The sequence below is a fragment of the Burkholderia sp. b14 genome (assembly GCF_900156195.1).
Taxonomy (GTDB): domain Bacteria; phylum Pseudomonadota; class Gammaproteobacteria; order Burkholderiales; family Burkholderiaceae; genus Mycetohabitans.
This window is the reverse complement of the sequence record NZ_FTPJ01000003.1, coordinates 216,009-236,944: the sequence shown is the minus strand read 5'-3', so window position 1 is coordinate 236,944 and position 20,936 is coordinate 216,009. Positions and strand designations below refer to the sequence as shown.

Here is a 20,936-nt window from a genome sequence, read left to right as displayed (position 1 = left end):
GATGAATCCGATTTCCCTTGCGTGCATTCTTTCCGGCGTGCTGCTCAACACGTGCGCGCAGCTGTTGCTCAAGGCCGGGGTGAATGCGGTCGGTCATTTTGAATTCTCGGCGGCAAACATCGTGCCGATCAGCGTGCGACTAGTCACGCAGTGGCCGATCATTGGCGGGTTGGCATGCTATGTCGTCAGCGTCGTCGTCTGGATCCTCGGGCTGTCGCGCGTAGACGTGTCGATCGCCTACCCGATGTTGTCGCTCGGCTACGCGGTCAATGCGGTAGCGGCCTGGTACCTGTTCGGCGAGGTCATGTCGGCACAGCGCCTCGTCGGCATCGGTATCATTCTGTTCGGCGTGGTCGTGCTGGCGCGCGGTTGAGCCCATCCAGCCTCCTGAGAGAACTAGATCATACATACCATGAGCGAAACCTCCTTGCCCTTTTTGCCGTTCGTGCGGCCGCACGTCGATGAGGAGACGATTGCCGGCGTCGTCGACGTGCTGCGCAGCGGCTGGATCACGACCGGCCCGCAAAACGCCCGTTTCGAAGCAGCGCTGTCCAAGTACTGCGGCCGGCCGGTGCGAACCTTCAATTCGGGCACCTGCACGATGGAAATCGCACTGCGCATCGCCGGCATCGGGACCGGCGACGAAGTGATCACCACGCCGCTGTCATGGGTGTCCACCAGCAACGTGATCTGCGAGGTGGGCGCGACCCCGATATTCGCCGACATCGACCCGATCACCCGAAACCTGGATCTGGACAAGCTCGAGGCCGCCATCACGCCGCGCACGCGCGCGATCATCCCAGTGTATTTGGCCGGGATGCCGATGGACCTGGAGCGGCTCCATGCGATCGCGCGCACGCACCGGTTGCGCGTGGTCGAGGACGCCGCACAGGCACTCGGCTCAAGCTGGAACGGCCGGCGCGTCGGCACGTGCGGCGACTTCGTGTCATTCAGCTTCCATGCGAACAAGAACATCACATCGATCGAGGGCGGTGCGCTGGTGATGAACCACGATGACGAAGCACGGCTCGCCGAAAAGTATCGGCTGCAGGGCATCACGCGCACCGGCTTTGACGGAATGGAATGCGACGTGCTCGGCGGCAAGTACAATCTGACTGATGTCGCTGCGCGTGTCGGGTTGGGCTCGCTGGCCCGCCTGGACGAAATCACCGCGCAGCGCCGCGCGCTGGCGCGCGCGTATTTTGAGCATTTCGCCGGCGGCGCGGCCATGGCCGCCGGCGTGGAGTTGCCGCCCGCAGACTTCACGAACTCAAATTGGCACATGTTTCAGATCGTGCTGCCATTGGAGCGGCTTACGATCGAGCGCGCCGATTTCATGGCGCAGATGAAGGAGCGCGGTATCGGCACTGGCGTGCACTATCCGCCGATCCACCTATTTAAGCTGTACCGGGAACGAGGCTTCGGCCCAGGCATGTTCCCACACGCGGAGCGCGTTGGGCGGGCGATCGTCACGTTGCCGCTGTTTCCGCAAATGACAATGGCTGACGTGTCGCGCGTCGTGCAAGCCGTCAACGAGATTATTCACCGTCATCAACAATGAATAAACCTGAACTGTCCGTCGTAATCCCCGTCTACAACGAGGAGGCGGGCCTGGCCGCACTGTTTGCACGGCTCTATCCGGCGCTGGACGCGCTGGACTTGACCTACGAAGTGATTTTCATCAACGATGGCAGTCGTGATCGCTCGGCCGTGATGCTGGCCGAGCAGTACCACACACGCCCAGACACCACCCGTGTCGTGCTGCTCAACGGTAACTACGGGCAACACATGGCCATCCTCGCCGGGTTCGAGCAAACGCGCGGCGACATCGTGATCACACTCGATGCGGACTTGCAGAATCCACCGGAGGAAATCGGCAAGCTGGTGGCCAAAATGCGCGAGGGCCACGACTACGTCGGCACGGTCCGGCTGCAGCGGCGCGACAGCCTGTTCCGCCGCAAGGCGTCGGCCGCAATGAACCGGTTGCGCGAGCGCATCACGCGGATCCGGATGGCCGACCAAGGTTGCATGCTGCGCGCGTACAGCCGCCGCATCATCGACACGATCAACCTGTGCGGCGAGATCAACACGTTCATCCCGGCGCTCGCCTACACGTTCGCGCAAAACCCGGTCGAGATCGAGGTAGCGCACGAGGAGCGTTTCGCCGGCGAATCGAAGTATTCGCTGTACAGCTTGATCCGGTTGAACTTCGACCTGGTCACCGGCTTCTCGGTGGTGCCGCTGCAATGGCTGTCGTTCGTCGGCGTGATCCTGTCCAGCGGCTCCGCGGCGCTGTTCATGCTGCTGCTGGTGCGGCGCTTCATCATTGGCGCGGAAGTTCAAGGCGTGTTCACGCTGTTCGCGATCACGTTCTTCCTGCTCGGTGTGATCATTTTCGCGCTCGGCCTGCTCGGTGAATACATCGGCCGGATCTACCAGCAAGTGCGCGCGCGGCCACGCTATTTGGTGCAGGCGGTGCTGCAGCAGCGCGACAGCGATGCACCAACGCATGACCTCGCGCCGGCTCCCCCGGTGCAGCACGTCGCGCGCGGCGAGCACGCAGATGGCACGGTGAAGTGCGACGCAGATGGTACGGTGGAGCGCGGCCAATGAACGCGCGCGCCGTCGTCTTCGCGTATCACAATGTTGGCGCGCGCTGCCTGCGCGTGCTGCTCGCGCGCGGCGTGGACGTCGCGCTCGTCGTCACGCACCAAGACAATCCACAAGAGCGCATCTGGTTCGAAAGCGTGGCGGCGGTCGCAGCCGACTACGGACTACCGGCAATCACGCCCGCCGATCCACACGCGCCAGAGCTAGCCGAGGCCGTGCGCGCAGTGCAGCCGGATTTCCTGTTCTCGTTCTACTACCGACACATGCTGCCGGACAGCCTGCTCGCGCTGGCGCCGCGCGGCGCATTCAACCTGCACGGCTCGCTGCTACCGAAGTACCGTGGCCGCGTGCCGACCAACTGGGCCGTGCTCAACGGTGAGACCGAAACAGGCGCCACGCTGCACGAGATGACGGTCAAGCCGGACGCCGGGGCGATCGTCGCGCAGACGCCAGTGCCGATCCTGCCGGACGATACCGCGAGCCAGGTGTTCGATAAGGTGACGGTGGCCGCCGAGCAAACATTGTGGCGGGTGCTGCCGGCCCTGCTGGCCGGCGACGCACCGCGGCTGCCGAACGATCTGGCCGCGGGCAGCTATTTTGGTGGGCGCAGGCCCGAGGATGGCCGCATTGACTGGAGCCTGCCCGCACAACAGGTCTACAACCTGGTGCGCGCGGTCGCACCGCCGTATCCGGGCGCATTTACCGACGTCAGCGGCGAGCGCTTTATCGTCGCTGCGGCCCGGCTCGCGCGTCATAACGCGGCCAGCACCGCGACATTGCTGCCAGGCTTGCAGGTTTGCGATAATGCGCTATTTGGCGTGTGCGGCGATGGCCGTGCGCTGGCGATCCGGGAACTGCGCCATGTTGGCGACGCCTCCGATCCCACACACGACGAGCGCGTCATCGACGCGGCAACGTTCCTGCGCCTTACTCAATCCTCATCGCATTCATGAAAAAAGTCCTGATCCTCGGCATCAACGGCTTCATCGGCCATCACCTGTCCAAGCGCATCCTCGAAACCACCGATTGGGAAGTCTATGGGATGGACATGCAGAAGGATCGTCTGGGCGGTCTGACGCAACATCCGCGAATGCACTTCTTCGAAGGCGACATCACGATCAACAAGGAATGGGTCGAGTATCACATCCGCAAGTGTGACGTGATCCTGCCGTTGGTCGCGATCGCCACGCCAGCCACCTATGTAAAGCAGCCGCTGCGCGTGTTCGAGCTTGATTTTGAGGCCAACATGCCGATTGTGCGCTCAGCGGTCAAATACGGCAAGCATCTGGTCTTTCCGTCCACTTCCGAGGTGTACGGCATGTGCACCGATGGCGAGTTCGACCCAGAAGCCTCGCCGTTGATCTACGGCCCGATCAACAAGCCGCGCTGGATCTACGCATGCTCGAAGCAGTTGATGGACCGCGTGATTTGGGGCTACGGCATGGAGGGCCTGAATTTCACGCTGTTTCGCCCATTCAACTGGATCGGCCCGGGACTGGACACGATCCACACGCCGAAGGAGGGATCATCGCGCGTGGTCACGCAGTTCCTCGGCCATATCGTGCGGGGCGAGAACATTAGCCTGGTCGACGGCGGCGCGCAAAAACGCGCGTTCACCGACATCGACGACGGCATCTCAGCGCTGGTGCGGATTATCGAGAATCCGGCCGGCATCGCGACCGGCAAAATCTATAATATCGGCAATCCACACAACAATTTCTCGGTGCGCGATCTGGCCGACAAAATGCTGGCGCTGGCGGCAGAGTACCCCGAATATGCGCAGTCTGCACAACAGGTGAAGCTGGTAGAAACCTCGTCGAGCGCCTATTACGGCACCGGCTACCAGGACGTGCAAAACCGCGTGCCGAAGATCGACAATACGAAGCAGGATCTGGCTTGGGCGCCAACGCTGTCGATGGACGACGCGCTGCGCAAGATCTTCGAGGCATACCGCTCGCAGGTCGCCGAAGCCCGCGCGCTGGTCGACTGACGGCGCGGGTTGGCGGCAATGGCCCGCATCGTACTGAAGATCGACGTCGACACGCTGCGCGGCACCCGTGAAGGCGTGCCGAACCTCGTGCGGATGCTCCGGCACGCCGGCGCTGGCGCGACGTTCCTGTTTAGCCTAGGCCCCGACCACACGGGTTGGGCATTGCGCCGGGTATTCCGGCCGGGGTTCCTGCGCAAGGTGTCGCGCACGTCGGTGCTCGAGCACTACGGCATTAAAACGCTCGCCTACGGCGTGTTGCTGCCTGGCCCGGACATCGGCGCGCGCGCGGCGGCGCAGATGCGCGCCACACGCGATGCCGGCTTCGAGGTGGGCATTCATACCTGGGATCACGTGTATTGGCAGGATAACGTGCGCACGCGTGAGCGCGCATGGACGATCGCGCAAATGGCGAAAAGCCACGCGCGCTTTGTTGAGGTATTTGGTGAGATGCCGCGTACCCATGGCGCGGCAGGCTGGCAGATGAACGACCATGCATTTCATCAGCTCGACGCGTGGGGCATCCGGTATGCATCCGACGGGCGCGGCCACGGCCCGTACCGGCCGACGGTCAACGGCATGCCGCTTGCGCATGTGCAGCTGCCAACCACCCTGCCGACATTGGACGAAGTGCTCGGGCTGGACGGGTTAAGCGTGGACAACGTCGCCGATTATCTGTTGTCGCTGACGCGGCACGACGGCGTTGACCACGTCTTTACGCTACACGCAGAACTGGAAGGACAGAAGCTTGCCCCCGTGCTCGAACGCCTGCTGGCGGGCTGGCGCGCGCAGGGGCATGCACTGGTGTCGATGGCCGACTATTACGCGACGCTGGACCTGGACTCGCTGCCATCGTACCCTGTCGCGTGGGGCGAGGTGCCGGGCCGCGCCGGCGAGTTGATCATTCAGCCCGATTGAAACAATGGCGCGGCGCGAGCGTCGGTCCGCATCGGTCCTGCTTCGCTGCCGCTGATCATAATAACAGGAGAAATCCGTGCCAAGCATTGCGATCGACCACACCGTTCCCGATTTCACCGCCTCAGCGACGGGTGGCGAATTTACGCTGTCCGCGCTTAGGGGCAACAAGGTCGTTCTCTATTTCTATCCGAAGGACAACACACCAGGCTGCACCACCGAGAGCCTGGCGTTCCGTGACGCGTACCCAGCCTTTAAGCAGGCGGGTGCCGAGATCGTCGGCATCTCGCGCGACAGCGTACGCTCGCATGAGAACTTCCAGCGCAAGCTCGAATTGCCTTTCGTGCTGGTGTCCGATGCCGACGAGACTGTGTGTCAGCTATTCGATGTCGTCAAAATGAAAAAGATGTACGGTAAGCCAGTACGCGGCATCGAGCGCTCGACTTTCCTGCTCGATGCGCAGCGTGTATTGCGCCGCGAGTGGCGCGGCGTGAAGGTGCCCAACCATGTCGATGAGGTGCTAGCCGCCGTGCAAGCGCTGTGACGCAGTGGATGCAGCGCGACATGTGCCCTTTGACGTGAGCGTTTGACGCAGGTTATAGTGGGCCGCAATGAAGGCTAACTCCCTACCTTACCGCCGTGCTCCCCGTCCAAGGGGGTACGGCTTTTTTCTTTGGAGTCACACCGACCTAGGCGAACCGGCACTCATTACATATGACTGACACTGGCGCACGCCACTCGGGGCGCCGCTGCGTCGGCGCCCCGAGTGGCGTGCATCGTTGAACTGATTCCGTCAGAGGAAACCATGCCTTTGCCTACCGCGCCGAGCAAACTCGGAAATCTGCTTTCACCCGACGAATACAAGGCCAAGGTGAAGACGGCCAAGGGCGCCCGCAAGCGCTCGCCCGCCACCGGGCACGACCATGACGACGCTTACGCAAGCCGGGATGACGGTGTCGCATTCGGCGCCGCCGTGCGCGAGCCACTGCCGGCCCTGACATCGCTCGAAGCGGACAATGCAGCATTGCGTGCAGCGTTGCCGGACGAGGAAGTGGTACGCGAGACGCCCACCACGCGCAAGCGTAAGTCGAAGCAGACTGCGGCGCTGCTTCAGCCGTCACGCCCCGTCCCCGACACGATCCCGGCCGAGGTGGCCCGCGACGCGGCCGCGCCGGCGCCCGTCGCGTTGCGCGAGACACCCGCACCGGAACGCGTCACACCACCCACACTTTCCGCCGCGCCGGGCACACGCGGCACGCGGCGACGGGCCAGTGCGCGCGCCGCCGACACGACACGCAAGCTTTTCGTCCTCGACACGAACGTGCTGATGCACGATCCGAGTTGCGTGTTCCGCTTCGAGGAACACGATGTCTACCTGCCGATGATCACGCTCGAGGAACTCGACAACCATAAGAAAGGGATGTCAGAGGTCGCGCGCAATGCCCGACAGGTCAGCCGCACGCTGGACGCGCTGGTGGCCGACGCCGGCGACGCGATGATCACCGGCATTGCGCTGTCGCGGCTGGGCAACCGGGAAGCGGCCGGGCGCCTGTTCTTCCAGACCGAACTCACCGATATTGAACCGGTGGTCGGGCTCCCGCAAGGCAAAGCGGATAACCAGATTCTGGGCGTTGTGCGGGCGCTGCAAGCGCAGATGTCGGAGCGGCAAGTCGTGCTGGTGTCCAAGGACATCAACATGCGCATTAAGGCGCATGCGCTCGGCTTGCCGGCCGAGGACTATTTCAATGACCAGGTCCTCGAAGACAAGGATCTGCTCTACTCGGGCGTGCGTGCGCTACCGCAGGATTTCTGGACGCGGCACGGCAAGGGCATGGAGAGCTGGCAGGATACCAAGACCGGCACCACGTACTACCGGGTCACCGGACCGCTGTGTGCGTCACTGCTGATCAACGAGTTCGTTTATCTCGAGCCCCATAACGGCGAGCCGGCATTCCATGCGGTGGTGCGAGAAATCAACGGCAAGACCGCGTTGCTGCAGACGCTGCGCGACTACGGGCACCACAAGAACAACGTATGGGGCATCACGGCGCGCAACCGCGAGCAGAACTTCGCGCTGAACCTGCTGATGAACCCGGAGGTCGATTTCGTCACGCTGCTCGGCCAGGCCGGTACCGGCAAAACGTTGATGGCATTGGCCGCGGGCCTAGCGCAGGTGCTCGATGAGAAGCGCTACAACGAGATCATCGTCACGCGCGCGACTGTGCCGGTAGGCGAGGACATCGGGTTTCTGCCCGGCACCGAGGAGGAAAAGATGCAGCCTTGGATGGGCGCGTTCGACGACAACCTTGAAGTGTTGCAAAAAACCGACGACACGGCCGGTGAATGGGGGCGCGCCGCCACACAGGAACTGATCCGTTCGCGGCTCAAGGTCAAGAGCATGAACTTCATGCGCGGACGCACCTTTGTCGATAAGTACGTGATCATCGATGAAGCGCAGAATCTGACGCCGAAACAAATGAAGACGTTGGTCACGCGGGCTGGCCCTGGCACGAAGATGATTTGCCTGGGCAACATCGCGCAAATCGACACGCCGTACTTGACAGAAGGCAGTTCGGGCCTGACCTACGTGGTCGATCGCTTCAAGGGGTGGACTCACGGCGGCCACGTCACGCTGGCGCGTGGCGAACGGTCACGCTTGGCAGACTACGCGTCGGACGTGCTGTAGTGTTGTAAAGAACGACGCGGCGATTCCCTCCGCCAACCGACGTCAACTTCCGGCGCCGGATCTAGTGATCCGGCGCTTTTTTAGGATGCTATGCCGGTCGTCGATACGAAACGCGTATCATCCAGGCGACGTGATTCCCCCACAAACTTAAAGTCCTTTCTTAAGTGTATTGGCCAGACCCAGTGCGGCGGCTATGATTCGGGCATTGCCCCGCCGGAAGGCGGGCGCCTGGTCGCCCGCCCGCTTTTTCATGCGCCTTACCTGGATTGCACTCGCACCCTGCTCCATCGCCGTACTGCTTGCCGCTTGCTCCAGCGTGCAGCAGCCAGTCATGCGCGGAGATGAAGCGCCGGCGGGTGGCTACCGCACGCGCCCATCGTCTGGGCTCGGCTTCGTGGATCACAGCGTCGGCCAGGAGGAAGTGTCGATCCAGGCGATGAGCCTAGTCGGCGTGCGGTATCGCTGGGGAGGCAACACACCAAGCAGCGGCTTCGACTGCAGTGGGCTAGTACGCTACGTGTTGGCGCGTTCGGCGGCGGTCGAGTTGCCGCGAACTACGGCCGAAATGAGCCAACGTGGGCGCCCGATCCAGCCGAACGAAATCGCGCCCGGCGACCTGGTCTTCTTCAACACGTCCGGCCGGCCGCATTCGCACGTCGGCATCTACGTGGGAAACATGCGCTTTGTCAACGCGCCGTCGACCGGTGGCACGGTACGCATCGACTACGTGACGAATCCGTACTGGGCGAAGCGATTCGACGGTATTCGCCGTGTCGCCCCGGTACGCAACGCGCCGAAGAGGCCATTTGACGCACCGACGCTGCTGGCGGCGTCAGCACCACCGACACCGCCGGCCGGCACGAGCAGCGCGATGTCCTACCGGGTGGCGGCTGCCACTGTGGGCGCCATGGCTATCACAGCCAACACGACCACCACTGGTACCGCCGGAGCCCCTGGCACCAAGGCAACAATCGATGCCGGAAGCTCGCGCACAGCCGGTGCGGATACGCGGCACGGAATGGCTTATGCCGCAGGCAAAACCGCGAGCGGCCCGGATGCGTTCAAGCCATCGTCGGTATCCTTCGCACGCACGCAGGCGCGCGGCGTTGGTGCCGTCGAGCCGGACCCGATCGGAGCGATGGCGGCCACCGACGATACATCGTTCGATGCGTTCGAACCGCCCCCGCCGACTGCTGCGACCGCGCGCAGCCAAGCGGCTTCCTGGATCGCCGCGCCGGTCATGTCGGCCACCCCCGATCCTGCCGGCGCGACGGCGAGCGCCGCGCCGGCTGCGAGCAGCCAGGACTACGGGGCCGATACGCCGATGGCCACGCCAGCGCAGGCAGCGGCGGCCAACGATCCCATCGCCCGTTTCGCCCACGGCAACTTCTGAGCGCTAAACCACCCGATCAGCACGGCTCGCGCAGCTAGCCACGGCTTGCACTGGGCCACTGCGCGAGGCCGGACGAAATCGCCGACGTTGCGCTGTTGCTTGGCCCGTGCACGCGCCAGTTACGTGACCGGCGCGCTCGTCCTGATGGATGGCGGCAGCGCGGTGGTGACCTGAGCGCGCCTACAGCAGCCGCTGACCGAGCCACCAGCCGGCAGCAGAGAGCGCGGCGGATGCCGGAATCGTCAGGATCCAGGCCCATACGATATTGCCGGCGACCCCCCAGCGTACGGCCGACAGTTTCTGCGTCGCCCCGACGCCGACGATCGCGCCGGTAATCGTGTGCGTCGTCGAGACCGGAATACCGAGCCACGACGCCATGAACAGCGTAATCGCACCACCGGTCTCCGCGCAGAAGCCACCGACCGGCTTGAGCCGCGTGATGCGCTGCCCCATCGTGCGCACGATCCGCCAGCCGCCAAACAACGTGCCCAGGCCCATTGACACGTAGCAGCCGGCGATCACCCATGTCGGCGGCGCGTCGGCGCTCACCGACGCGTAGCCAGTCGCGATCAGCAGCATCCAAATGATGCCGATCGTTTTCTGCGCGTCGTTGCCTCCGTGCCCCAAGCTGTACAGCGACGCGGACACGAGTTGCAGCCGACGGAAACTCCGATCGACGCGGCTTGGCGGCGTGCGGAAGAAGAACCACGACACGAGCAGCATGAACAGCGACCCGAGCACAAAGCCGAGCAACGGCGACACAAAAATAAAGGCGATCGTCTTCGCCAGTCCGTCCACGTTCAGCGCATCCCACCCCGACTTGGCCAACGCCGAGCCGACCAAGCCGCCGATCAGCGCATGCGACGAACTCGACGGGATCCCGTAATACCAAGTCACGATGTTCCAGCCAATCGCCCCGACCAGTGCGCCGAACACCACGTAGTGATCGATGATGCCGGGGTCGATTGTGCCCTTGCCGACCGTGGCCGCCACCTTCAGATGAAAAATGAAGTACGCGACGACGTTGAAGCCGGCTGCGAACGCCACGGCCTGGTGCGGCTTGAGCACACCGGTGGACACTACGGTCGCGATCGAGTTTGCCGCGTCGTGGAAGCCGTTCATGAAATCGAATATCAGCGCGACGGCAACCAACAGCGCGACCGCCCATAGAGCAAGTTGGATCGAATGCATCAGCTGCCCTGTCTATGCGTTCTCGAGCACGATGCCTTCGATGATGTTCGCGACATCCTCGCACTTGTCCGTCACGGCTTCGAGCAACTCGAAGATCGCCTTCAGCTTGATCAGCGTCTTGACGTCGTCCTCCTCGCGAAATAGCTTGGACATCGCCGAGCGCAGCAGACGGTCTGCGTCGGATTCGTAACGATCGATTTCCTCGCAGGCCTTCAGGATCGCACTGGCGCGTTTCATGTCGTGCAGCAGACCCACTGCCGTCTGCACGCGCTCGCACGTCAGCCGGCAGACACGCGCGAGTTCGTTTGCCTCGGAGGTCACCGCACGCACGTCGTACAGCGACACCGCAGTGGCCACATCCTCCATCAAGTCGAGGATGTCGTCCATCGTCGTGATCAGCTTATGGACCTCTTCACGGTCCAACGGCGTGATGAAGGTTTTGTGCAGCAAATCGATACATTCGTGCGTCAGCTTGTCGGCACGTTTCTCATTCGCTTGCACGTTTTGCTTGTGAACCTCCGCATTGGGCAGGTCGTCGATCAACCGCTCGAGTTCGAGACTGGCGTCGACCATACATTTCGCGTGAGCGTTGAAAATTTCGAAAAACTTGCCTTCGGTAGGCATGAAGCGTCCGAACATGAATCCCTCGGAAGTAATGGGCGCTGACACAAAAGTGCAGTATTGTACCTGGGCGTTGCCAGCCTGCGCGACATACAATACGCGTGCTGCTGAGGCACGGCGCAGCAGCAGGGTGACACGCGCGATCGAGCGAGCATAAATGAGCGACGTTAAAGACAAATCCCAGTTATTCGCTGTCGTAGAACGTCGACACGCCAGCAAAATTATCGAATTTCGTGTACGGTCCTAGGAACGTCAGGCGAACGGGCCCAATGGGTCCGTTCCGTTGCTTGCCGATAATGATCTCGGCCGTTCCCTTGTCGGGGCTGTCCGGGTTGTAAACCTCGTCGCGATAAATAAACAGGATTACGTCCGCATCCTGTTCGATCGCGCCAGATTCGCGCAGGTCCGACATGACCGGACGCTTGTTCGGCCGCTGCTCCAGGCCCCGGTTCAACTGAGATAGCGCGATGACCGGCACGTCAAGCTCCTTGGCCAGTCCCTTGAGTGAGCGCGAAATCTCGGAGATCTCTGTCGCGCGGTTCTCGCCCGGCGACGAGCCAGTCATGAGTTGCAGATAATCGACAATAATCAAGCCTAGCTTGCCGCACTGACGCGCTAGCCGCCGTGCCCGCGAGCGCAATTCCATCGGATTGAGCCCGCCCGTCTCGTCGATAAAGATTTGCGCTTCACTCATTTTCTGCACCGCGTGCGTGAGCTTGGGCCAATCCTCGTCGGTCAGCCGCCCGGTACGCATCCGGTGTTGGTCGAGCCGGCCAATCGAGCCGAGCATCCGCATCACAAGTTGCGTGCCCGGCATTTCCATCGAAAACACCGCGACCGGCAAACCATACTCGACTGCGACGTATTCACCGATGTTCATCGAAAATGCAGTTTTGCCCATCGATGGCCGTCCGGCAACAATGATCAACTCGCCGCCGTGCATCCCGGAGGTCATCCGGTCCAGGTCGATAAAGCCGGTCGGCGTGCCGGTCACATCGCTCGGATTCGCCGTGTGGTACAGCGTGTCGATCCGCTCGACTACTTGTGTCAGCAACGGCCCAATTTCGAGAAACCCTTGCGTGCCACGCTGACCTTCCTCCGCGATTGAGAAGACCTTTGCCTCGGCCTCGTCGAGCAGCTGCCGGACCTCCTTGCCCTGCGGATTGAACGCGTCGCCGGCAATCTCGTCGGCAACGGTCACCAGCTTGCGCAACACTGCACGGTCGCGCACGATCTCGGCATACCGGCGGATGTTCGCCGCGCTCGGCGTGTTCTGCGCGAGCGCATTCAGATAGGCAAGGCCGCCGACATCGTCCGCCTTGCCCGCGGTGGACAATGACTCGAACACCGTGATCACATCGGCCGGCCGCGACGTGGCAATCAGCTTGCCGATGTGCTCGTAGATCAGCCGGTGATCAAAGCGATAGAAATCCTGGTGACCCAGGAAGTCCGCAATCCGGTCCCACGCGCCGTTGTCGAGCAGTAAACCGCCAAGCACCGACTGCTCGGCCTCGATCGAATGCGGCGGGACCTTCAGTGACTCAAGTTGCGGATCGTGATTTGAAGCGTTCATGGGCACCGATTATCGGTCATTCAGCCATTCACGCAATGGCATGAAACAAAAAAAAGCAGGAACCGGTTACCCGGATCCTGCTTGCATGCGACACCCGAAGGTGCGCAGCGATCTTACGCGTGCTCGCCGAGCACCGACACCGTAATGTCCGTCACCACGTCGGTGTGCAGCGCCACTTGCACCGGATGATCACCCACGATCTTCAGCGGACCTTGCGACAGGCGCACCTGTGCCTTTTCGACGTCGAAGCCTTGTTGCTTGAGCGCGACGGCGATGTCCTGATTCGTGACCGAGCCGAACAGACGGCCATCGACACCCGACTTCTGCGTAATCTGCAGCGTTAGGCCGGCCAGCTTCTCGCCCTGAGCCTGCGCAGCGGCCAGCTTGTCGGCCGCGATTTTTTCAAGTTCCGCACGGCGCACTTCGAATTCGGCGATCGCGTCCTTCGTCGCACGGCGAGCCTTGCGCAGCGGAATCAGGAAGTTACGTGCGTAGCCGTCCTTGACCTTGATGATGTCGCCCAGATTACCGAGTTTAGCGACTTTTTCCAACAAAATAACTTGCATTCGAATTCTCCTTGATCGACGCCGGCTTAGGCCTTGTGCAGGTCCGTGTACGGCAGCAACGCGAGGAAGCGCGCCCGCTTGATCGCCGTGTCGAGCTGGCGTTGATAGTGAGCCTTCGTGCCAGTCAAGCGCGCCGGCGTGATCTTGCCGTTTTCGCCAATGAAGTCCTTCAGCGTCTCGATATCCTTGTAGTCGATGTACTCGACGCCGGCTGCCGTGAAGCGGCAGAACTTCTTGCGCTTGAACAGCGGGTTCTGTTGCTGGCGACGCTTGTCAAATTTCTTACCAGTGGGACGAGCCATGATCAGTCCTTTTCTATATCTTGCAATGCTGTGATGTGAAATACCAGGGTTTTCGCGTTACGGTGTCGTCGGGCCAGAAAACCGTCGAAATGCACATGAACACCCAACCCGCATGCCGCCACCTTGCTGCTGACGTCGCCGGCGGCCAGCGCCGGGATGGTCAGCTCGACGCGGCGACTGACACCAGCCTCGACGACTTCCGACTCGTGCCGCAACACGCAATTGACGATTGGCACGCCGGCTGGCGTATAACGCACTGGATCGCGCTCAATGACGCTCGCCACGAGCTGCAACCGGTTCGACATGCGCATGCGACGGCTTGCGCCTGTTCCCTGATATTGCCCGCTACGTTATGCCTGCGCTTCGGAAGTCTGCGGCTGTGCAGCCGCCTTCTTCGCTTCCTCACGCTGCACTTCCTTCATCATTGGCGACGGGCCGGTCTCGGCCTTCTTCATCTTGACGATCAGGTGGCGCAGCACCGCGTCGTTGAACTTGAACGCATGTTCCAGTTCGTCGAGCGTGGCTTGATCACATTCGATGTTCATGCAGACGTAGTGCGCCTTCGCGAGCTTTTCGATCATGTAGGCCAACTGGCGGCGGCCCCAATCTTCGATACGGTGGATCTGGCCCCCGTGGCTGGTGATCGTCGACTTGTACTTGTCGATCATCGCGGGCACCTGCTCGCTCTGATCGGGGTGCACGATGAACGTGATTTCATAGTGACGCATAGACACTCCTTATGGATAAAAGCCACCCGAGCGTCGAACCGGTGTGGCAAGCGAGAAACAGATAATTTTATCCTAACTGCCCGGTCTGCGCAATGAGCGTTTGGGTTTCTCACGCAATGTTAATAGGTTATCTACGTTTCTGGCGCGATCTCAACCGGTTACCGTCAAGTCGAGCACGTCCGTGCTTGGCGGCAGCCCACCCCGACGGTCGGGCCGCCGTCGAGCATCCAGCCTGATCACACGCCGGCAGCATGCTGTGCTTGCCTGATAGCCCGGGTTGGAAGTGCTCGCTGGCTCCATCCGCAGAGGCGGGCCGCACTAGGAGGCGGACCGCACCAGGCAATCCACGAACGCGGCTAAAAGCTCAAATGACGACGCGGCGCGTGCCATTATTCAGGGATCGCAACTGGCTTTGCACTTCAGGGCTCACCGACGGGTTGTCTTCCATGTTCAGCAAAGCAAGCCTGTAATCACGCCTGCGCAGTACGTCAATTAACCGTAACGCGCCTTCGTCGTCGATCTCCGTGTCCGTCAGGTCCAACGACCTCAATCTGCAGTTCGCGAGCCCCAATGGGAAGCCGAGGCATTTGGCACCCTGCGCGCCGATAGCGTTGGAAGACAGGTTCAGTGACGTGACCTTGCAATTCGGATTGGCCAGCGCTCGGCTCACCTGCTCAACGCCTCGTTGATCGATTGCATTGAGCGCAAGGTTAAGCGACGCAACCTTGCAATTCACCTCGTTTAGCGCGCGGGCTATATGCGCTGCCCCCTCGTTGCCGATTTTATTACTGCCGAGATCAAGCGACACAAGCTTGCCATTGGGATGGCTCAACGGATCGCTGACATGCTTGGCGCCGTCAGCGCCGATCCTGTTGCCATGCAGATCCAGCGAGGCGAGTTGACAACCCGCGTTGCCCAGCGCACGACCCAAGTGTTCGGCACCTTGCGCACTGATACCATTGAACCCGACATCAAGTGACATCAGTTTGCAATTGGGATCACGCAACGCGCGCGCGATGGACTGCACACCGCCATCCGCGATGCTATTTTGTTTCAGGCTGAGCCCCGTGAGCTTGCAATGTGGGTTGGCGAGCGCCCGTCCAATATGCTCGGCGCCCGCTTCACCAATGCGATTGTTGCCCAAATCCAGCGACGTAAGACTGCAACCGGGATTGGCCAACGCCGCGCACAGAGGCTCAATACTGCGGTCGCTGACGCCGTTGTCGCGTAGACTCAGCGTCGTGAGACCGCAACGCTGGTTGGACAGCATACGGGCCAGGTGCTCGACACCTTCGTCGCTGATGTGATTCCCGTTCAGGTTCAGCGACATAAGCTTGCAAGCGGGATCACCCAATACGCGACTCAGTTGCTCTGCACTGGCTTCCTGCAGCGAGTTACGTCCCAAGTCGAGCGATTCAAGCTTGCAGTGCTCGTTGGCCAACGCTTGGATCATAGGCGCGGCCCCTTCGTCGCCGGTCCGGTTAGCGTACAAGTCCAGCGACGTCAACTTGCAATTCGGGTTGACCAGCGCCCGCCCGAGATGCTGGGCGCCTCGCCTGGAAATGCTACAACCGCTTAGGTTCAACGACGTGAGTTGGCAGTTCGGATCACATAATGCGTCCGCCAGAGACTTCACGCTTTTTGCACTAAGCTGATTTTTGCTTAAATCCAGCGAAGTGATTGTACAATCCGGACTCCGTAGCAAACCAGCCAACCGTTGAACTTTCAGTTCTCTGATACAACCTTTTTCGATGCAACCGTTGCCAAAACTCAACGCCTTGAGCCGCGGATAACGCCGCTGTTGAATGTCTCTCAGCAACGCGTCCAGCTCGGACGCATTCGAGACCGTTATGGAACGCGTCATCGCGTCGGCGATCGCCATCAATCGAGTATTCCCCGACCGCTGGAACGGCTGCAGCGCGTCTTGCCCGCCGACGCTCGCGATGTGGTACAAGATCTCCGTTGGCAATGCAGTCAACGAGCGCGGTTTTAATGGCGCGTTGCGCAGTGGCTTTTGCGCCGACACGCCACACTGCTCGGCCAGCTCGTTAGCGCGCGGCAACCCGTCGAGCAGGGAAGCAACCGGCCGCTCGGTGCCGCTGACTGACCCGCGACGTGTCTGCGACAAGGCAGCAGCATGGCTGCTGCCTTCAACGTTTTGGGCGTTGCTCACGTGACTGACCTTACTAACCATAATAGCCTCCGTCGATATGGCGGCTATGCAAGAAGCGGAAGCGACAACCCATGCGCCACCGATGCGAGCGGCTATTCGTCAGCCGTGGCCGGCGATTCGCTGGGTTCGCTTCGTCTGGCTGCATGCATTGCGCCTGTGCTGGCCGAACCGGTTGAGCCGGGCCCGAACGTATGTCGCACATGCCCGGGCCGGCCTTTGCCAAAGTACCGCAATGGTCGGCCAATCATCGTCAATACGCGAACTTAAAACAGCAGTAGCGACAGCAGCCACGCACCGCGCGCGCCGATAGACGATCAGTAAGACTACACATGGGATCGTGTGCAACAGCCGATCAGCGCAGCACCAGTGCCGGCAATCAGTACTGGTCGAACAGGCTCTGCAGCATCGCAGGCTCGCTCCAGCCATGCGCGAGCGCGAGCATCAGCAGCACGCGTGCTTTGTATGGGTTCAGTGTGCCGGCGCTAACCAAGCCCAGCGCGTCGTCCGGCGCAGCGCCATTGCGCATCACGTGTCCGGAACCGACGCGCGACGCGCGCACTACCGCGACACCGCGCGCACGCGCATCGGCCAACGCCTGCTGCAACGTCGCGTGAATCGAACCATTGCCAGTGCCGGCGACGACGATGCCACGCACGCCGGCGTCGACCAGCGCATCGACGATCACCCGTGATGCGCCGGCATGACTGACGACGACCTGGACCGCGGGCAGCGGGTGCTGCGTCTCGATGACATCGAGCTTGAACACTGATTCAACTGTATGCGCACGCGTCACGCGCCGTTGGAATTCGACGCGGCCGTCCTGCACCCAACCGAGCACACCACTTTCTGGCGACGCGAATGCGTCGATCGCATACGTGCTGACCTTCGTGACGTCGCGCGCGCCGTGGATCCGGTTCGCGAACGCGACGAGCACGCCGCGCGCCGCGGCGTGCGGATTGGCGGCAAGCGTCACCGCGTTGAGCAGGTTCAGCGGACCATCGGCGGACAACGCACTCAACGGCCGCATCGCCGCGGTCACCACGACCGGCTTCGTGCTCGCCACAGTCAGCTGCAACCAATACGCCGTCTCCTCCAGCGTATCGGTGCCATGCGCGATCACCAGCCCGTCGATGTCGTCCTGCGCGAGCAAAGCATTGACGCGGCGGGCTAGCGTGATCCATAGCGCATCGCCAATATCCTTGCTGTCGATGTTCGCGACCTGCTCCGCATGGATCCTCGCGATACTGCCCAGCGCCGGTACAGTGGCAAGCAACCTGTCCACGCCAACCACGCCGGCCTTGTAGCCGGCAGTGCTGGCCGCGTCGGCCGCCTCGCCGGCAATCGTGCCGCCGGTCGCCAGCACCGCGACCGTGGGCAGTGGCCGGTGCGCCGCGTCCACGCTCATTCAAGTCCTTGACTGGCAAGGAACTCGTCGTAGCGGCCACTGAAGTCGACAATCGTGCCGTCCGGGCGGACCTCAATGATCCGGTTCGCCAGGCCGTTGACAAATTCACGGTCGTGCGACACGAAGATCAGCGTGCCTTCGTATTTCTCGAGCGCGATCTGCAGCGACTCGATCGACTCCATGTCCATGTGGTTCGTCGGCTCGTCCATCAGCAACACGTTATGCCGGCCGAGCATCAGCTTGCCCCACAACATCCGCCCTTTCTCGCCGCCCGAGAGCACCTTGACGGACTTCTTCACGTCATCGCCAGAAAACAGCAGACGCCCGAGCGTGCCGCGCACCATCGTCTCGTCGTCGCCCTCCTGGCGAAACTGGTCAATCCAATCGGTTAACGTCACGTCGTCCGGAAAGGCCTCGGACGTGTCCTGCGGCATGTAGCCAACATTCGCGTTCTCGGCCCACTTCACGCGCCCATGATCCAGCGGCAGGTTGCCGAACAATGAACGCAGCAACGTGGTCTTACCGGCACCATTCTCGCCAACGATGGCGATCTTCTCGCCCGGCTGCACGGACAGGTCCAGGCTCTGGAAGATCATCCGGTCATATTGCTTCGTGATCTGTTCGGCGAGCACCGCGATGTTGTGCAGCTTCTTGTCGAACTCGAAGCGGATGAATGGATTCTGCCGCGACGACGGCTTGAATTCCTCGATCTTGATCTTATCGATCTGCTTGAGCCGGCTCGTCGCCTGACGCGCCTTGGACTTGTTCGCGGAAAAGCGACGCACAAAATCCTGCAGGTCCGCAATGCGCTCCTTGGCCTTCGCATTCGCGGCGGCCTGCCGCTCACGCGCCTGCGCCGACGCGAGCATGTAATCATCGTAGTTGCCCGGATAGATTTTCAGCGTGCCATAGTCCATATCCGCCATGTGCGTGCAGACCTGGTTCAGGAAGTGCCGATCGTGCGAGATGATGATCATCGTCGAATCCCGCTCGTTCAGGATGTTCTCGAGCCAGCGGATCGAATTGATGTCCAGGTTATTCGTCGGCTCGTCCAGCAGCAGCACGTCTGGGTCGGAGAACAGCGCCTGCGCCAGCAGCACGCGCAGCTTCCATCCGGGCGCGATGTTGCTCATCGGCCCATTATGGTCCTCGATCGCGATGCCGATGCCAAGCAGCAACTCGCCAGCACGCGCCTCAGCTGTGTAGCCGCCATACTCAGCGAACTTCGCCTCCAACTCCGCCGCGCGCATGTAGTCGTCATCGGTGGCCTCCGAGTTCGCGTAGATCGCGTCGCGCTCGCTCATCGCCTGCCACATCTCGGTGTGGCCCATCATCACGACGTCGAGCACCCGCATGTCCTCATACGCGAACTGGTCCTGGCGCAGCTTGCCCAGACGCACATGCGGCTCGAGCATGACCGTACCGGCACTAGGCTCCAGGTCGCCGCCAAGGATCTTCATGAATGTCGACTTGCCACAGCCGTTCGCGCCAATCAGCCCGTAGCGGTTGCCCTCGCCGAACTTGACGGAGATATTTTCGAACAAGGGCTTAGGCCCGAATTGCATCGTAATGTTCGCGGTAGACAGCACGGGGACGTCCTCAGGGCGGGATTCGGGAGAAGCCGGTCATTTTACCATCCCAGCGCCCGCGGCAGGGACCAGCCAAGGCGCGACCGAGCCGGCGCGCAGCGCGGTGGCCAGTGCAGCATCTCGATCGTCATGCCGCGCCGCGGCGCATCGTCGACGAATGCCTACAATGTGTCGCGCACATCTCGATCGACGAAGTCTGCCCGCTGCGCATCGATGATCAGCGTCGCGTGGTCCGGCACCTGCGCCAGGTAACGCGTGAGCGTGGCGCGCGCTGCAAACGACACGTCCTTGCGAAAGCTCAGCAGATTGGGCCGGCTTATGGGGGTGGCCGCTGTCAGCCTATTTGCAGTAGTTTGCATTTCTCTCTGCTATGAGCCTCTCTCAGAGGCACTGGCACGAGCCTCTATATGCTAGACCGATCGTCAGCATGATCCTGAGTAACACATTGACCGGCGTGTCGCTCCGGCCGGAGCGCATGACCGAGGAGTTGGCCACGCGCCACTAGTACTGGGCGGACAGCGACAACCGCGTGCCGTCCGACAACGTCAACGTCTTGGTCTTGCCATTGATCGGTAACGATAGCCGGGTGACTTGGGTGAACAACACGGTTTTGGGACAGGCCAACGGCTTGCCATCGACCATCACGGTCGATGTGCCCTGCACCGCGCGGCCGTTGAAGTACAGTTGCAGGTTCGCCACATGGTTCTCAACGATCGGGGCGAGCCTGAGTTGGATTTGCCGGATCGGCGTGCCAGTAGCATCGACTGGCACGCCGGACGCACCGGGGCAACGCGGCGGCACCGAGGGTGGCGCTCCGGGAGCGGGCATGCGCCACGTGTAGTCATCGGTCTGTCCGGAGCGGACGATACGCGTTTGCTCCGCATTACCGTACGTTTTCGACGTCACCTTGACGGTGTACTTCACCCGCGGCGCAGACGCCTCGGGCAACGGTTGCAGCTGCGCCATGGCGCTCACCGGCACGACGAGTACCATGGGCAGCACCAACGGTCCCAGCCGCGCCACGACACGGCGGATTGCTGCGCAGTATCGGGTGCGCAAACGGCTTGACATCATGTTATCGCCTCCTTGCTATCTATACATGGAACGGATCTTGTTTGCCAGTGTAGCGCGCATCACGCATGCCGCGACGGGCGACCATGCCGCATTGCCGCTATGGGCTACACGCGCCAGCATGAA

Annotated in this window: 23 protein-coding genes; 11 read left to right on the top strand and 12 right to left on the bottom strand. The window is 61.8% G+C overall.

All coding sequences use genetic code 11. The features are described from left to right. The first annotated feature begins 1 nt into the window (after nucleotide 1). From B0B13_RS05655 to B0B13_RS05615, 9 genes are all read left to right on the top strand, one after another. Nucleotides 2-373 carry an SMR family transporter gene (locus B0B13_RS05655; protein ID WP_076794933.1) on the top strand — a complete coding sequence of 124 codons (372 nt, stop codon included), beginning with the start codon at nucleotides 2-4 and terminating at the stop codon, nucleotides 371-373. A 39-nt stretch (nucleotides 374-412) separates the two neighbouring features. Next, nucleotides 413-1,561, top strand: a complete 1,149-nt coding sequence (locus tag B0B13_RS05650; protein WP_076784992.1) for a DegT/DnrJ/EryC1/StrS family aminotransferase — start codon at nucleotides 413-415, stop codon at nucleotides 1,559-1,561. Beyond that, nucleotides 1,558-2,613, top strand: a complete 1,056-nt coding sequence (locus tag B0B13_RS05645; protein ID WP_076794931.1) for a glycosyltransferase — start codon at nucleotides 1,558-1,560, stop codon at nucleotides 2,611-2,613. The genes B0B13_RS05650 and B0B13_RS05645 overlap by 4 nt, the downstream gene beginning before the upstream one ends. Beyond that, complete coding sequence (locus tag B0B13_RS05640) at nucleotides 2,610-3,563, top strand: formyltransferase (protein WP_076794928.1); 954 nt, start codon at nucleotides 2,610-2,612, stop codon at nucleotides 3,561-3,563. Before B0B13_RS05645 ends, B0B13_RS05640 begins: the two co-directional genes overlap by 4 nt. Further along, nucleotides 3,560-4,600 carry a bifunctional UDP-4-keto-pentose/UDP-xylose synthase gene (locus B0B13_RS05635; RefSeq protein ID WP_076784995.1) on the top strand — a complete coding sequence of 347 codons (1,041 nt, stop codon included), beginning with the start codon at nucleotides 3,560-3,562 and terminating at the stop codon, nucleotides 4,598-4,600. Before B0B13_RS05640 ends, B0B13_RS05635 begins: the two co-directional genes overlap by 4 nt. 18 nt (nucleotides 4,601-4,618) lie before the next feature. Beyond that, nucleotides 4,619-5,515: a polysaccharide deacetylase family protein gene (locus B0B13_RS05630; RefSeq protein ID WP_076794925.1), complete on the top strand. Its 897-nt coding sequence runs from the start codon at nucleotides 4,619-4,621 to the stop codon at nucleotides 5,513-5,515. 76 nt (nucleotides 5,516-5,591) lie between these two features. Beyond that, nucleotides 5,592-6,056, top strand: a complete 465-nt coding sequence (locus B0B13_RS05625) for a peroxiredoxin (protein ID WP_076784997.1) — start codon at nucleotides 5,592-5,594, stop codon at nucleotides 6,054-6,056. Between the two features lie 261 nt (nucleotides 6,057-6,317). Beyond that, nucleotides 6,318-8,198: a PhoH family protein gene (locus tag B0B13_RS05620; protein WP_076794923.1), complete on the top strand. Its 1,881-nt coding sequence runs from the start codon at nucleotides 6,318-6,320 to the stop codon at nucleotides 8,196-8,198. A 331-nt stretch (nucleotides 8,199-8,529) separates the two neighbouring features. Beyond that, the gene (locus B0B13_RS05615) at nucleotides 8,530-9,591 is read left to right on the top strand and encodes a C40 family peptidase (RefSeq protein ID WP_237573863.1); all 1,062 of its coding nucleotides are present in this window, start codon (nucleotides 8,530-8,532) and stop codon (nucleotides 9,589-9,591) included. Nucleotides 9,592-9,771: 180 nt separating this feature from the next. Here B0B13_RS05615 and B0B13_RS05610 read toward each other — a convergent pair whose 3' ends face one another. From B0B13_RS05610 to B0B13_RS05575, 8 genes are all read right to left on the bottom strand, one after another. Further along, a complete protein-coding gene (locus B0B13_RS05610; RefSeq protein ID WP_076785000.1) occupies nucleotides 9,772-10,782 on the bottom strand; it encodes an inorganic phosphate transporter in 1,011 nt (336 codons plus the stop codon). 12 nt (nucleotides 10,783-10,794) lie between these two features. After that, nucleotides 10,795-11,421 carry a DUF47 domain-containing protein gene (locus B0B13_RS05605; RefSeq protein WP_076787181.1) on the bottom strand — a complete coding sequence of 209 codons (627 nt, stop codon included), beginning with the start codon at nucleotides 11,419-11,421 and terminating at the stop codon, nucleotides 10,795-10,797. A 166-nt stretch (nucleotides 11,422-11,587) separates the two neighbouring features. Further along, nucleotides 11,588-12,976, bottom strand: a complete 1,389-nt coding sequence (locus B0B13_RS05600; protein WP_076785001.1) for a replicative DNA helicase — start codon at nucleotides 12,974-12,976, stop codon at nucleotides 11,588-11,590. Between the two features lie 113 nt (nucleotides 12,977-13,089). Continuing rightward, nucleotides 13,090-13,542 (bottom strand): 50S ribosomal protein L9, encoded by a 453-nt coding sequence (gene rplI, locus B0B13_RS05595; RefSeq protein ID WP_076785002.1) that lies wholly within the window; start codon nucleotides 13,540-13,542, stop codon nucleotides 13,090-13,092. Between the two features lie 26 nt (nucleotides 13,543-13,568). Continuing rightward, nucleotides 13,569-13,844, bottom strand: a complete 276-nt coding sequence (rpsR, locus tag B0B13_RS05590; protein ID WP_076785003.1) for a 30S ribosomal protein S18 — start codon at nucleotides 13,842-13,844, stop codon at nucleotides 13,569-13,571. Nucleotides 13,845-13,846: 2 nt separating this feature from the next. After that, nucleotides 13,847-14,149, bottom strand: a complete 303-nt coding sequence (priB, locus tag B0B13_RS05585) for a primosomal replication protein N (RefSeq protein ID WP_076797170.1) — start codon at nucleotides 14,147-14,149, stop codon at nucleotides 13,847-13,849. Between the two features lie 45 nt (nucleotides 14,150-14,194). After that, nucleotides 14,195-14,572 (bottom strand): 30S ribosomal protein S6, encoded by a 378-nt coding sequence (rpsF, locus tag B0B13_RS05580; protein ID WP_076794918.1) that lies wholly within the window; start codon nucleotides 14,570-14,572, stop codon nucleotides 14,195-14,197. Nucleotides 14,573-14,936: 364 nt separating this feature from the next. Continuing rightward, nucleotides 14,937-16,208: a leucine-rich repeat domain-containing protein gene (locus B0B13_RS05575; RefSeq protein WP_237573862.1), complete on the bottom strand. Its 1,272-nt coding sequence runs from the start codon at nucleotides 16,206-16,208 to the stop codon at nucleotides 14,937-14,939. Between the two features lie 214 nt (nucleotides 16,209-16,422). Here B0B13_RS05575 and B0B13_RS18325 point away from each other — a divergent pair, with 214 nt between their 5' ends. Next, the gene (locus B0B13_RS18325) at nucleotides 16,423-16,749 is read left to right on the top strand and encodes a hypothetical protein (RefSeq protein ID WP_170872381.1); all 327 of its coding nucleotides are present in this window, start codon (nucleotides 16,423-16,425) and stop codon (nucleotides 16,747-16,749) included. A 372-nt stretch (nucleotides 16,750-17,121) separates the two neighbouring features. On the opposite strand, the gene B0B13_RS05570 is transcribed toward B0B13_RS18325, so the two are convergent. The 3 genes from B0B13_RS05570 to B0B13_RS19970 form a co-directional block, all read right to left on the bottom strand. Next, entirely contained in the window at nucleotides 17,122-18,150 is a 1,029-nt protein-coding gene (locus tag B0B13_RS05570) for an asparaginase (protein WP_076794913.1), read from the bottom strand. After that, a complete protein-coding gene (locus B0B13_RS05565) occupies nucleotides 18,147-19,739 on the bottom strand; it encodes an ABC-F family ATPase (RefSeq protein WP_076794911.1) in 1,593 nt (530 codons plus the stop codon). The genes B0B13_RS05570 and B0B13_RS05565 overlap by 4 nt, the downstream gene beginning before the upstream one ends. A 161-nt stretch (nucleotides 19,740-19,900) precedes the next feature. Further along, nucleotides 19,901-20,098 carry a hypothetical protein gene (locus tag B0B13_RS19970; protein WP_076794908.1) on the bottom strand — a complete coding sequence of 66 codons (198 nt, stop codon included), beginning with the start codon at nucleotides 20,096-20,098 and terminating at the stop codon, nucleotides 19,901-19,903. A gap of 11 nt (nucleotides 20,099-20,109) precedes the next feature. On the opposite strand from B0B13_RS19970, the gene B0B13_RS17770 reads away from it, so the two are divergent. Then, the gene (locus B0B13_RS17770; protein WP_139337336.1) at nucleotides 20,110-20,244 is read left to right on the top strand and encodes an ABC transporter permease; all 135 of its coding nucleotides are present in this window, start codon (nucleotides 20,110-20,112) and stop codon (nucleotides 20,242-20,244) included. Here B0B13_RS17770 and B0B13_RS05555 read toward each other — a convergent pair. Further along, nucleotides 20,241-20,813 carry a DUF6013 family protein gene (locus B0B13_RS05555; protein WP_139337335.1) on the bottom strand — a complete coding sequence of 191 codons (573 nt, stop codon included), beginning with the start codon at nucleotides 20,811-20,813 and terminating at the stop codon, nucleotides 20,241-20,243. The two genes, B0B13_RS17770 and B0B13_RS05555, sit on opposite strands and share 4 nt — an antisense overlap. Between the last annotated feature and the right edge of the window lie 123 nt (nucleotides 20,814-20,936).